Source organism: Shewanella sp. SNU WT4, assembly GCF_006494715.1.
GTDB lineage: Bacteria > Pseudomonadota > Gammaproteobacteria > Enterobacterales > Shewanellaceae > Shewanella.
On sequence record NZ_CP041151.1, the window covers coordinates 568878 to 582836 of the forward strand.

The following is a 13959-nucleotide window of genomic DNA, read 5'->3' on the forward strand; positions in this document are numbered from 1 at the left end:
TCCCTTTATAAGATATAAACAAACACGAATAGGCATAGCCAAACCACATCGACAAAGTGCCAATACCAACTTCCTGCTTGGAAGGCAAAATGTCGATTAGTGGTAAAATGACCACTGATAATCCGCGCCAATAGCACACTTAAAAACACTAAGCCTAAGAACACATGGGTACCATGAAAGCCCGTGAGTAAGAAGAAGGTATTGCCATAAATCCCAGCATCTAAAGTGAGATTTAAATCGGTATAGGCATGGTAATACTCATAGATTTGACCACTGATAAAAAACAAACCAAGAATAATCGTTAAGCCTAACCAGAGCTTTAAAGCGGTGCGCTTACCGCGCTCAAGATTGATATGAGCCCAATGTAAGGTAATGGAAGAGGTGAGTAGCAAGATGGTGTTGACTAACGGGACGCCATGCCAAGGCATAGCTTGAGTGGTCTTACCGTCAGGGGTGATAAGTAGTGGCCAAGTATCCACAAAATTGGGCCACAGCACGGCATGTGTCATAGCATTATTGCTCTCGCCAGCAAGCCAAGGGACGGCAATGTTTCGGGCATAAAATAAGGCGCCAAAAAAGGCGGCAAAGAACATCACTTCAGAGAAAATAAACCAACTCATGCCTTGGCGAAACGATCTATCCATTTGCGGTGAATATAAGCCCGACATAGATTCTCGAATGACATTTCTAAACCAGCCTACCAACATAAATAAAATCACAGCAACGCCACTCAGTAGTAAGTAACCGCCGCCACTGCCACCCTTGGCATATTGTTGCACTGTCGTGCCGGCACCTATGGCGATTAAAAATAAGCCGATAGCCCCAATAATTGGCCAGGGGCTTTGAGTGGGAACATAGTACTTTTGGTAATTCTGCGTGCTCATTGCGACACTCCTTTAGGGCTACCGCTGGCGGAATCTGTGATATCAAACAGGGTGTAAGCTAGCGTCAAGGTATTGATTGAGTTAGGTAAGTCTTTATCCACGAAGAAAACCAAGCCAAGTTCGGCACTGCTATGGCCTTCTAGGGGTTGTTGGTTAAAGCAGAAACATTCGGTTTTATTGAAATATGCGGCTCCTTGACCTGGAGAAACCGAAGGTATGGCTTGGCCGACGATATGCTGGCCGGATAAATTTTTAGCATTAAAGTGAGTGCGGACTAACTCACCGGTTCTTACCTGCATGCGTTTCACTTCTGGGGCAAACTCCCAAGGCAAACTCGCTGGAACTTGCGCGATAAATTCAACATTTACTAAGCGCCCTGGGGCGTCAGTGTTTGCTGAATATATTTGCGCGCTATTGCGAGGTTTGCCGTTAATGCCTAATTGTTCACACAACACATCGTACAAGGGCACTAAGGCAAAGCCGAAAGCAAACATGGCAATTGCCCCAGAAACTAACCCTATGATCAGGCGGTTATTGCGTGGCTTATCCATGGCGCACCACAGGCTCTATGGTTGGTGGCGTGGTAAAGGAGTGATAGGGCGCAGGGCTTGGTAATGTCCACTCTAAACCTTCTGCGCCTTCCCAAGGTTTGGCGGGGGCGGGCGCTCCACTACGAATGCATTTAATCACTAACACTAAGAAAATTAGTTGGGATAAGCCAAAAGCAAAGCCGCCGATGGAAACGATTTGGTTAATGTCAGCAAATTGCAATGCATAGTCGGGAATACGCCTTGGCATGCCAGCAAGCCCCAAGAAATGCATAGGGAAGAATAAGACGTTAACTGAAATTACTGAGCTCCAAAAATGCCAGCGGGCTAAGCGCTCGCTATACATGCGGCCAGTCCATTTGGGTAGCCAATAATAAGCGGCGGCCATGATGGAGAATATCGCGCCAGTGACTAGCACATAGTGAAAGTGCGCCACTACGAAATAGGTGTCATGGTATTGAAAATCCGCTGGGGTAATGGCCAGCATTAATCCTGATAATCCACCAATGGTAAATAATATGATAAAGGCGATGGCAAACAGCATAGGCGCTTCAAAACTTAATGCGCCGCGCCACATAGTTGCTACCCAATTAAACACTTTTACCCCTGTGGGCACGGCAATCAGCATAGTGCAGTACATAAAGAACAGCTCGGCAACGACGGGCATGCCGGTAGTGAACATATGATGCGCCCACACTAAGAAGGATAAGATGGCAATACTGGATGTGGCGTAAACCATAGAGGCATAACCAAATAAGGGTTTGCGGCTAAAGGTGGGAACTATGGCGGAAATGATGCCAAAGGATGGCAAAATCATAATGTAAACTTCGGGGTGACCAAAGAACCAAAAGATATGCTGGAACATCACAGGATCGCCGCCGCCCGCGGCATCAAAGAAGCTAGTGCCAAAGAACTTATCGGTTAGCACCATAGTGACAACCCCTGCCAGTACTGGCATAACGGCAATCAATAAGAAAGCAGTAATTAACCAAGTCCACACAAAGAGTGGCAGCTTCATCCATGTCATACCTGGGGCGCGTAAGTTAACTATGGTGACTATGACGTTAATCGCTCCCATGATGGAGCTTATCCCCATAATATGAATGGAGAACACGAATAATGCGGTGGAGTCTGGGCTATAGGTGGTTGATAGCGGCGCGTAGAAAGTCCAGCCGAAATTAGGGCCGCCGCCTTCCATAAACAGTGAACTTAATAAGATTAAGAAGGCAAAAGGTAAAATCCAAAAGCTCCAGTTATTCATGCGCGGTAGCGCCATATCCGGCGCTCCTATCATCATGGGGATCATCCAGTTCGCTAAGCCGGTAAAGGCTGGCATCACAGCGCCAAACACCATGATGAGTCCGTGAACTGTGGTCATCTGGTTAAAAAAGTTAGGTTCAACTAATTGTAAACCGGGTTGAAATAACTCGGCGCGGATCACCATGGCCATGGCGCCGCCGATTAAAAACATCATAAAACTGAACCACAAATACAAGGTGCCAATATCCTTGTGGTTGGTGGTCAGTACCCAGCGCATTAATCCTTTGGGTGGACCTTCGTGGTGATGATCATGAGAATGTTCATTATCATGACTGTCCATTGCTCCGGCGCCCGCGTACTGCAGTTCTTCGCGGATAGGTGTATGTTTTTCAGTTGTCATCACATATCCCCTTATTGGTTCAGTTTGCTAACGTCAGCAGCTTGAATTGCTTCACCGGAATTATTGCCCCAAGCATTGCGCTCAAAGGTAACCACTGCGGCAATTTCTTGTGCGCTAAGCTGTTTGGAAAAGGCTTGCATGGCGGTTCCTGCCTTACCATGCAATACGATATTGATATGATTTGTGGCAGGCCCCTTGATGATGGGGCTGCCAATTAGGCTTGGGAATACACCTGGCAAGCCGGCACCATTGGGTTGATGGCAAGCGGCGCAGCGACTGACATAAATTTGCTCCCCTTGCGTCATCAATTCGGCCATGGTTAAGGTTTGGCTTAATTGCGCTTTGGCTTGCTCTGATGCTTGGGCTTTTAATGCTTGCTGCGCAATCATCCATTGATCAAAAGCTTCTGGCTCCATGACTTCCACCACAATCGGCATAAACCCATGATCTTTACCGCATAATTCTGCGCATTGGCCGCGATAAATACCTACCTTGTCAGCACGTGTCCAAGCTTCATTAATAAAGCCGGGGTTGGCATCTTTTTTTACCGCAAAGGCAGGTACCCACCAAGAGTGAATAACATCTTCAGAGGTCACCAGAAACCGCACTTTACGGTGGGCAGGGATAACAAGCGGCTTATCAACTTCGAGTAAATAGTGTTGATCTTTGGGCGCTAAATTATCGATTTGATCTCTTGGGGTCGAAAGTATGCTGTAAAAGCCAACATCTTGATCAAAATATTGGTAATGCCATTTCCACTGTGAGCCAGTCACTTTTACAGTGAGTTCGGCATCACTAGTATCTTCCATTGCAATCAAGGTGGTAGTAGCTGGAATAGCCATTAAAATCAGAATGATAAAAGGGATTATCGTCCAGGCGATTTCAACTTTAGTGCTTTCATGAAATTGGGCTGGGCTGGCACCCTTGGATTTGCGGTGATAGATGATGGCATAAAGCATGATGCCAAACACTATGAGCCCTATGGCGCAGCAAATGTAGAGAATGGTCATATGTAGGTCATAGACCTTGCCGCTAATGGCTGACACCCCTTGGGTCATATTTAACGGCATACTTGTGGCTGGAAAAATCGGCATGAGTATACATGCCAAAAGAAAATGTATTGGTTTCAAGAGAGATCTCCCCAATTAATTGCCTAAGCAATTACAAAGAAGAGTCACACAGTAAAGTCTAGGTGCTATGTAAGCTCTTCGGTTCCCACAACAGCAAACGATGACAGCAAGTGTTTTGAGGCTAGCACCAAGGTATTCTTGATGATGCTGCCCGATATTGGACACTAATCGTTAATCAGATAAATCCATTATTCATTAAAGTTAGCAGCAACTTAATTTTCCATACCATAGATATATAGCTGAAAAGTCATAAATTTAGAAATCAATAAAGATTGAAAGTATAGGGCGTGGCTTGCTGACTGAAATGAATGCTGGTATTGATGATGAGTAATAGCTAAGACATGCCTGCAGAATTTAATCTGCAGCACTATGTTGGGCTGAACTTGGTTTGCATTTAAATTTTGAGCTTAGGCTGCGAGCCTAGATTTTGAATGAGTGAATTTCGAGCTTAGATTTTTAGATTATGTTTAGGTGCTAATGCATGGCACGCAGTAAGGTCTGCGGGGCCTTAAACGCGAGTTCATCACTACCTGTCAAATTGGTATGTTCAAAAATAAAACCAATCGCCCGAGCATTGCGTTCAACTAATTGCATGCGGCGCTGATCGCGTTGATCTAACATAGAAACCCAAGTTAATACGGCGCTGCAGGTACCATTGGTAAGGGCAATTTCACTCGCCCATAAGGCTTCAACTTCATCTTTGGCTTTTACGAGTAAGACTCTATCTAAGCGAACACCTGCCGCGGCCAACATGGTTTTATAACCTATGTTGGGCGGATTAATTAAGACTATCCATTGGCCTTGGTGACTGAGACGTACCAGTTGTGGGGCAATTTTTTCAAGCTCAATTCGCCCTTGGCTATGGGTTGGTAAGCTTTCTATCATGGTTTGATGAACGCGCCGAGTATTAGCGCACCATAATCCGGGGTGACCTGCTGAATTTACTGTTTTGGTGGTCATAGCCAACCACCATTACGAATAATGCCTACGGCTAAGCCTTCTATAGTCAGTTCTTGATAGCTAGGATCAACAACTATCGGGGAATATTCATCATTTTCAGGGTGTAGATAAATTATTTTCCCTTTCTTTTCAAAGCGCTTAACTGTGACGTCATCATCAACTCGAGCCACCACAATTTGGCCATTGCGAGCTTCTTGCATTTTATGCACGGCTAGCAAATCACCTTCAAGAATGCCGATGTTCTTCATGCTATCGCCGCGAACTTTTAATAAGAAGTCGGCAGCAGGATGGAACATGGTGGCATCAACCTGAAAATAACTTTCGACATGTTGCTGGGCAAGAATAGGCTCGCCCGCAGCAACTTGGCCAATGAGTGGCAGACCAGTCTCAATTTCTACCACTTCTTCTGGCGGCAGACGAATACCGCGAGAAGTACCAGGCATGATTTCAATACACCCTTTTTTTGCCAGCGCTTTTAAATGCTCTTCGGCGGCATTGGCACTGCGAAACCCTAACTGAGTCGCAATTTCTGCACGAGTTGGCGGCATACCAGTTTCGCTGATATTGCGTTTAATCAGTTCTAAAATCTCTGCTTGGCGGGGTGTTAAAGGTCTCATGTTGGTTCCTGTCTTTCTATACAGTTACTGTTAGTATATACAGTATTTGTGCTGGCGCAAGTATTCGCCAAGGTTTGTTTTAAGTAGAGATTCGCTATCAAGTAGCCTGTTCTGGTATTCTATAGGACTATTAACGTGACCTGAATTGCATAATAACAATGGCCAAACAAGACTCTTTCGTAATGACAGTGTTGCGCTGGTTTCAGCGCAAGCTAGTGCACACAATCGTTGTGCCCACAGATCCCTTTGCCGATCTAAATCTTGATCCTAAAAAACCGCTCATTTATGTAATGAAAACTGAATCTTTCAGCGATATGGCCGCCTTGAGCGATGTCACCGCTAAGTTTGGTTTACCTAGCCCTTACGATGAGTTGGAATGCCACGGCAAAGCACTGCCGCGAGTTGTGTGCTTAAATCGCGCTAAACCTATGATTGGCAATCGGCCATCAAGTGATGCCTTCTTAAGTGAATTTAAAACTCTGCTGCAAATGCACAGAGCTAATCCTGATTTGGAAATTCAACTTGTACCTGTGAGTCTGTTTTGGGGACGGACACCAGGTAAAGAAGATGACACTATGAAAGCCGCAGTGTTAGAGCGCGAAGATCCTAATTGGCTGCGCAAATTTTTTATGATCTTATTCTTAGGTCGCCATAATTTTGTGCAATTTTCTAATGCTGTGTCGCTGCGTTATATGGCTGACGAGCATGGCACGGATCAGCAGATCGCCCATAAACTTGCGCGGGTTGCCAGGGTTCACTTTAGCCGTCAGCGCAAAGTGATGACAGGGCCGTCGCTGCCAAGTCGTCAGAATTTATTTCATGCCCTCATTAATTCCGAAGCAGTGCAGAAGGCGATTGATGAGGAAGTTCAATCCAAAAAAATTACTCATGCCGAAGCTAAGGCTAAGGCTGTTGAATATATTGATGAAATCGCGGCAGATTATTCTGATAGCTTGGTAAGAATTGCCGAGCGCATGCTGACATGGCTTTGGAATAAGCTTTACAAGGGCATCAATATTAAGGGCGCGGAACATGTGCGCCAACTGCATCATGATGGCCATGAAATCGTGTATGTGCCGTGTCATCGCAGTCACATGGACTATTTGCTGCTGTCTTACATTTTATATTTCCAAGGTATGGTGCCACCGCATATTGCTGCGGGTATCAATCTTAATTTCTGGCCGGCGGGCCCTTTGTTTAGACGTGGCGGCGCCTTCTTTATTCGTCGCAGTTTTAACGGCAACAAATTATATACCGCAGTATTTCGTGAATATTTAGACCAACTGTTCACTAAAGGCTATTCAGTTGAATACTTTACTGAAGGTGGTCGCTCGCGTACTGGGCGCTTGTTAACCCCTAAAACCGGCATGTTAGCCATGACGTTAAACTCAGTGCTGCGCGGCATTGAACGTCCTATCACTTTAGTGCCTGTGTATTTAGGCTATGACCATGTGATGGAAGTCGCGACCTATCACAAAGAGTTAAGTGGCAAGAAGAAACAAAAAGAGTCGCTATGGCAAGTATTTGGTGCCATCCGTAAATTAGGTAATTTTGGTCAAGGTTATGTGAATTTTGGCGAGCCTATTACCATTCAAAGCTACCTGAATGAGCATGTAGCTGATTGGCGTGAGCAAATGAGCACTAATCCGCAGGCTAAGCCAAGCTGGTTAACCCCTGTGGTCAATGGCTTAGCTAATAAGGTGATGACTCATATTAACGATGCCGCCGCAGTGAGCTCAGTGACTTTAACTAGCATGGTGTTATTGGCGTCTGAGCAAAATGCGCTCGAGCGCAGCCAGCTGTGCCGTCAATTAGACTTGTACTTGCATCTGTTAAAAGAAGTTCCATATACCAGTTATGCCTCAGTGGTTGAAGGCAATGGTGAGTCTCTGGTCGAACAAGGGTTAGAGTTGAAAAAGTTAGTGTCTGAGCAAGATGCTTTAGGCTCGATTATCTCGATTGAAGCCTCGCAGTTGCTGGCCATGTCTTATTACCGTAATAACATCTTACATTTGCTAATTTTGCCATCATTGATTGCTTGTATTTTGACTCAGCATGAAGTGGTCGATCGAAACAAGATTAAGCAGATGTGTCATGGTTTCTATCCGTTATTACAAGCTGAATTGTTTATGGATATTGCTGATCTGGATGGCTATATCGATAGCGTGCTGGATTTATTTATCCAAGAAGGCTTAGTGATAGAAGATCAAGTAATAGAAATTAATGCCAGTAAGATTGATCAGTTGCTCTTGTTAGCCGCCGTGGTAGATGAGTCTATGCAGCGGTATGCCATGTTATTCAATTTATTAGTGGCTAAGCCTCATATTGAGCGCGCTGCGCTTGAAAATGAAGGTCATCAATTAGCGCAGCATTTAGGTCATATCCATGGTATTACTGCGCCTGAGTTTTACGATAAGAAATTGTATGGTTGTTTAAGCTTAAAGTTAAAGGATTTAGGCTATTTGAGTGAATCAGCGCATAGTGCTGAGATTATTCGAATTCGTGATTACGCCAACGGATTGCTGCGGGCCAATATTCGTCAAACCATCATTCAGAGTGTGGCTAAGGCCCACTAAGAATTTACCAATATACTAGCCTGCTTGAGCAGGCTTTTTTATGCGTATTTACGCTCATTTTTTGGAGAAGTACATGGCTAATCATATGAATGCCGAGCCAGCAGGACAATCGTTACTGGGGGGCGCCATGATTATTGCGGGGACCACAGTTGGGGCTGGGATGTTCTCATTGCCCGTAGTCAGCGCCGGCATGTGGTTTAGCTATAGCGTAGTGATGTTAATTGCCATTTGGCTGATCATGCTGCTTTCAGGACTCTTATTATTAGAAACCAATCTGCATTTTAAGCCTGGTGTTAGCTTTGATACCTTAACGCGCGATACCTTAGGGCAGTTCTGGCGGATAGTGACTGGGCTATCGATTGCCTTTGTGCTTTATATCTTAACTTATGCTTATATCAGTGGCGGTGGATCGATAGTTAATCATAGCTTGCAAAGCATGGGGATTAACCTACCTCAACCCGTTGCGGGACTAGTATTTGTGGCGATATTAGCGGGTATAGTGCTTATTAGTACTAAGGCGGTCGATCGTATTACCACCATTATGTTAGGTGGTATGGTGATTACCTTTTTCTTAGCCGCAGGTAATTTACTGATTGAAGTTGAGCCTAGCCGCTTATTTGATCCACAAGGTGAAGCTAGCTTTGCTCCTTATTTGTGGGCCGCACTGCCCTTTGGTTTAGCGAGCTTTGGCTATCACGGTAATGTACCAAGCTTGGTAAAGTATTATGGTAATAATCATAAAATAATCATTAAAACCATATTCTTAGGTACCTTCCTTGCCTTGGTTATCTACCTGTGTTGGTTAGTGGCTACCATGGGTAATATAGGTCGAATTGAATTTATTAGTATTATCAAGGAAGGCGGAAATATCGGCGTATTAGTGGCTGCCTTAGATAAAGTGATGAATAGCGAATGGTTAACCAGTATGTTGACCTTGTTTGCTAATCTAGCTGTGGCATCATCCTTCTTAGGGGTTACCTTAGGTTTGTTTGATTATTTGGCTGATTTGTTTAATTTTGATGATAGTTACTCTGGTCGCACCAAAACCGCCTGCGTGACTTTTATTCCACCGACCTTGCTGGGTTTGCTGTTCCCTAACGGCTTTTTAGTGGCAATTGGCTTTGCGGCTTTAGCTGCTTGTATTTGGGCGGTAATAGTTCCAGCGTTAATGGCCTACCAAGTTCGTAAGCTGTATCCTGACTATCAGGGGTTTAAAGTTGCTGGTGGCAATGTCACTATTTTTATTGTGATAGGCTTTGGCGTATTAACCGCTTGTTGCCATTTATTAGTGATGGCGGCTTGGTTGCCGCAATACGGTAGTTAATTTCTGTATTACACCAATAACCAGTAACCAATAAAAAGCCCCAAGGATTTGGGGCTTTTTTGGTTTTAGGCTAACTAAGAGCGCATGATATTTTCATGGGCATCTCGTCCAGCAATAAAGCCGTAAAAGATATAGCCGATGAAGGTCACTATCACCCCATAAAACACCGCTTCTTGTCCGCAAGCATACACACCATAAATACTGTAAAGCACTGCCAAGGTACCTACGATAGCGCCAGTGCGATATTCACTAGGGCTCACTTTACTATTGCGTAAGATAACTTCGAGCCCTGTCATTGAAAGAATGTAAGGCACCATATTGATAAATACGGCTAGATTCACCAAGACGTTAAACTGTTTAACCAGATTGGGTGAAATGGTCATGACGGCTAAGGCTAACTCAAGGGCAAGCATGATCAGCATGCCTTTAACTGGCGCATTATCTTTAGTGACTTCACCAAATATTTTAGGGAACAGACGAATATCTGCCGCAGCGCGAGATACCTGGGCATTGGTAAATTGCCAACCGAGTAAAGAACCGATACAAGCAATTACTGCTAATGCGGTAATGACTTGACCAACGATAGGATTAAACATGTGAGCATAGACTAAGCCGAACGGAGCATTCGAGTTGGCTAATTCTGCATTAGGGATAATGCCTTGGATAACTGCAGTGGAGGCGATATAAACCACGGCAGTAAAGCTGGTCGCTAACATCACGGCTAAAGGAACGTTTCTTTGTGGGTTTTCTACGGCACCAGAGTTAGCGCCAGCAGATTCAATGCCTAGGAATGCCCATAGAGTTAAGGCTATACCGGATGAAATTGCCCCTAGGGTGCTGACGTTGTGTGGATTCCAAGCTTCGCTAAACATCTTTGGACTAAACCAAAACCAACCTATTACCGATAAACCAACTACGGGGATAATAATGCCCCATACTGTGAAGGTTGAAATCTGACCGGTAAGTTTAGGGCCTTTAAAGTTAGCAAACATAGTCGCTATTAAAATAACGACCACACCAATAAAGGTGTGCACTGGGGTTTGTTTAAGCCAAGGAATAAAGGCTTCAAGATAACCTACCGCAGATACTGCAATGGCTACTGCGCTAATGACTAGGCAGACATAATAGGTATATGAAGCAATAAAAAATGATGATTTACCATGGGCTTCGGCGGAATAGGCAGACATACCACCATCTTTATTACAGTACATGCCGCACTTAGCAAAAGAGTAAGCAATACACATGGCACCGACTGTTGTAACGAGCCAAGCCAACAGAGATATGGCTCCTGTTTGGGCTAGGCTTGAGGGTAGTAAAATAATACCAGATCCCATCATATTGACGGTCACTATGGTAGTGAGACCTATTAGTCCCATCTTATTTGACTCGGACGCCATATTTGAACTCCCAGATACATTTAGTTCTTTCAAAGTTGATAAGACAAACTCAGTGACATGTTGGCAAGTGCCTTAGCGACTGGGTTTATCGGTTTTGCAAATAAGTCAGTGGGTTAATGAGCGGGCAATCTATAACCATGGTTGTTGATCTTTTTTCGGATTTATTTGTTACAGGAAAGTCTAGGTTAGGCGCTGGAGGTTTGCCAAAAATATGGTGAGCATAAATTAAATTAAAATTGGCGATAATTTTTATGTTTATTGCTAATGACTTATGAGCTAAATCCTTGTATTGAACGTTTAATAAATGTGGGCTTGTCAATAGTCGAGGCGATAACACTTAAAAATCCTTGGGCCGTTTTTGGCGAAGTTCATGATTGTCATCTAAATTAAAAGACTGATTTTAACAAACTCGCCAGAAATATAGCTCAATGCTGAGTGTTGCTGTCATTGCGCTAAATCTAAGGTGAAGTGGCATACACATGTCTAACTAGGTGGAGCAATATTAATGAGTACATATGGGAAAAAACTGACTTGCTTGATTCTTGAAGAAGCGCCGAAAGAAGGCGTGGTTGGTAATGCAATTGGGCGGTTAATTGAAGAGCTAAAAAATAATTCTGCCAATGTAATAGTTGCTACCTCTTTTGACGATTGCTATTCCATATTAAATGCCAATACCGCCATAGATTGTCTAATGCTGACATCCGCTATGAGTGGATCGCAAGCGGATGAGAATGAAAAGTTTTATGTGATCATTGATAAACTTAATCGTCGCCAAGAAGGTGTTCCGGTCTTTTTATTAGCCGAACGCAAAAAAATTACTTTATCCGTCAATCGTGAGCTGATGTCAAAAGTCGATGAATTTGCTTGGATTTTAGAAGATAAACCCGATTTTATCGCAGGCCGCGCTGTTGCGGCTATGCAGCGTTATCGCGAACAATTACTGCCACCATTAATGTCTGCGTTGATGAAATATGATGATATCCACGAATATTCTTGGGCGGCTCCTGGTCATCAAGGCGGGGTCGGTTTTACTAAGACCCCAGCAGGGCAAAGATTCTATAGCTATTACGGCGAAGGCCTGTTCAGAACGGACATGGGGATCGAACGCGGATCGCTAGGATCTTTACTGGATCACACGGGTTATTTTGGTGAGAGTGAAAAGTATGCAGCTAAAGTTTTTGGCGCAGATAATTCTTACTCTTTGGTAACTGGCACCTCGGGCGCTAACCGCACCATTATGCAAATTTGTATGCGTGAGAATGCATTGGCCATTTGTGACCGTAACTGCCATAAATCGATTGAACAAGGCTTAATGCTCTCAGGTGCCTTACCTGTGTACATGGTTCCAACTCGTAACCGCTACGGTATTATTGGTCCAATTTATCCCGATCAAATGTCTAAAGCGGCATTAATCGCCAACGCTAAGGGCAGTAAATTATCCCAGCATAAGGCGGGGGATTCAGCTGCTTATGCCGTGCTTACCAACTGTACCTATGACGGCCTTTGTTATAACGCCAAGCGGGCTCAGGATATTCTGGCTGAAAGCTCCAACCGTATTCACTTTGATGAAGCTTGGTATGGTTATGCGCGTTTTAATCCTATTTATGAAGATCACTTTGCTATGCGGGGTGAACCGCAAGCAGATTATGACGGTCCAACAGTATTTGCGACACACTCAACCCATAAGCTGTTAAATGCGTTATCACAAGCCTCGTGGTTACATGTAAGACACGGTAAAGATGCCATTGATTACAACCGTTTCAATCAGGCTTATATGATGCATGCCACCACATCGCCTCTGTATGCTATCAGTGCGTCAAATGATATTGCGGTTTCACAAATGGATGGTAATCGCGGTTTATCCCTCACCAATGAAGTGATTAAAGAGGCCATTGATTTCCGTCAAGCCATGGGGCGGTTAAACAAGGAATGCAATGCTGATGGCGATTGGTTCTTCAAACCGTGGAACGCCGAAGTAGTCACAGATCCCGCTACTGGTAAGAGTTATGCCTTTGAAGAGGCGCCGGTTGAATTACTTGCGACTAATCAAGACTGCTGGATTATGCATCCTGGGGATACCTGGCATGGCTTTAAAGATATGCCTGCCGATTGGTGTATGCTCGACCCGATTAAAGTGTCCATCTTAGCGCCTGGCATGGGCGATGATGGCAATTTATTAGCTAGTGGCGTACCTGCAGCTTTAGTCACCTTGTACTTAGGGCGCTTTGGTATAGTGCCAACCCGTACGACCGACTTCCAAGTCATGTTCTTGTTCTCTATGGGTATTACCAAAGGCAAATGGGCGACATTAGTAAATACCTTGTTGGCGTTTAAAAAGCATTACGATGCCAACGCGCCTTTAGTGCAAGTACTACCGGATTTAGCTAAGGCGCATCCTGAAGTCTATGGCGACTTAGGCATGAAAGATCTGGGGGATAAGATGTTTAACTACTTACGTAAGCATAATCCGTCAGAAAAACTTAATGCGGCCTATTCTATTCTGCCAGAAGCTGTGATTACTCCAAGGGCGGCGTTCCAAGCCATAGTTGAAGATAATGTTGAGATGGTGCCATCCCATCAACTCAAAGGCCGCGTTGCCGCTAACGCGGTTATCCCTTATCCACCAGGGATCCCTATGTTGATGTCGGGTGAAAGTTTTGGTGATGATTCGAGTCCACAAATTGGCTATTTGAAAAGCTTAGAAGTTTGGGATAAAGAGTTCCCTGGCTTTGAGCATGAAACCGAAGGCACCGAAAATGAACATGGGGTGTACTACGTGATGTGTGTTAAAAAAGTCTAAGTATTGCTTTTATAAAAAACCCGCATTTGCGGGTTTTTTATGATGTAAATTTGAGTAAAAATA

9 protein-coding genes and 1 pseudogene are annotated in these 13959 nt (G+C 44.3%); 3 read left to right on the forward strand and 7 right to left on the reverse strand.

What is annotated here, in order from left to right; translation table 11 throughout:
* Positions 1 to 5 precede the first annotated feature (5 nt).
* The 6 genes and pseudogenes from FJQ87_RS02605 to lexA form a co-directional block, all read right to left on the reverse strand.
* Entirely contained in the window at positions 6 to 884 is an 879-nt protein-coding gene (locus tag FJQ87_RS02605; RefSeq protein ID WP_140930363.1) for a cytochrome c oxidase subunit 3, read from the reverse strand.
* The gene (locus FJQ87_RS02610) at positions 881 to 1435 is read right to left on the reverse strand and encodes a cytochrome c oxidase assembly protein (RefSeq protein ID WP_140930364.1); all 555 of its coding nucleotides are present in this window, start codon (positions 1433 to 1435) and stop codon (positions 881 to 883) included. Before FJQ87_RS02610 ends, FJQ87_RS02605 begins: the two co-directional genes overlap by 4 nt.
* Entirely contained in the window at positions 1428 to 3032 is a 1605-nt protein-coding gene (gene ctaD, locus FJQ87_RS02615) for a cytochrome c oxidase subunit I (RefSeq protein WP_140933959.1), read from the reverse strand. The genes FJQ87_RS02610 and ctaD overlap by 8 nt, the downstream gene beginning before the upstream one ends.
* 83 nt (positions 3033 to 3115) lie before the next feature.
* Positions 3116 to 4186 (reverse strand): annotated as a pseudogene (coxB, locus tag FJQ87_RS02620) (cytochrome c oxidase subunit II); the annotation flags it as partial.
* A gap of 510 nt (positions 4187 to 4696) precedes the next feature.
* Positions 4697 to 5182 (reverse strand): SulA-like leucine-rich domain-containing protein, encoded by a 486-nt coding sequence (locus tag FJQ87_RS02625; protein ID WP_140930366.1) that lies wholly within the window; start codon positions 5180 to 5182, stop codon positions 4697 to 4699.
* Positions 5179 to 5799: a transcriptional repressor LexA gene (gene lexA / locus FJQ87_RS02630; RefSeq protein ID WP_140930367.1), complete on the reverse strand. Its 621-nt coding sequence runs from the start codon at positions 5797 to 5799 to the stop codon at positions 5179 to 5181. Before lexA ends, FJQ87_RS02625 begins: the two co-directional genes overlap by 4 nt.
* A 158-nt stretch (positions 5800 to 5957) precedes the next feature.
* On the opposite strand from lexA, the gene plsB reads away from it, so the two are divergent.
* Both plsB and mtr read left to right on the forward strand, forming a co-directional pair.
* Complete coding sequence (gene plsB / locus FJQ87_RS02635; protein WP_140930368.1) at positions 5958 to 8375, forward strand: glycerol-3-phosphate 1-O-acyltransferase PlsB; 2418 nt, start codon at positions 5958 to 5960, stop codon at positions 8373 to 8375.
* A 73-nt stretch (positions 8376 to 8448) separates the two neighbouring features.
* On the forward strand, positions 8449 to 9699 hold the full coding sequence (mtr, locus tag FJQ87_RS02640; RefSeq protein WP_140930369.1) for a tryptophan permease: 1251 nt from the start codon (positions 8449 to 8451) through the stop codon (positions 9697 to 9699).
* Between the two features lie 74 nt (positions 9700 to 9773).
* Here mtr and potE read toward each other — a convergent pair whose 3' ends face one another.
* Positions 9774 to 11096 carry a putrescine-ornithine antiporter gene (gene potE / locus FJQ87_RS02645; protein WP_140930370.1) on the reverse strand — a complete coding sequence of 441 codons (1323 nt, stop codon included), beginning with the start codon at positions 11094 to 11096 and terminating at the stop codon, positions 9774 to 9776.
* A gap of 505 nt (positions 11097 to 11601) precedes the next feature.
* On the opposite strand from potE, the gene adiA reads away from it, so the two are divergent.
* Positions 11602 to 13896, forward strand: coding sequence for an arginine decarboxylase (adiA, locus tag FJQ87_RS02650; protein ID WP_140930371.1), 2295 nt, complete (start codon positions 11602 to 11604; stop codon positions 13894 to 13896).
* The last annotated feature ends 63 nt before the right edge of the window (positions 13897 to 13959 follow it).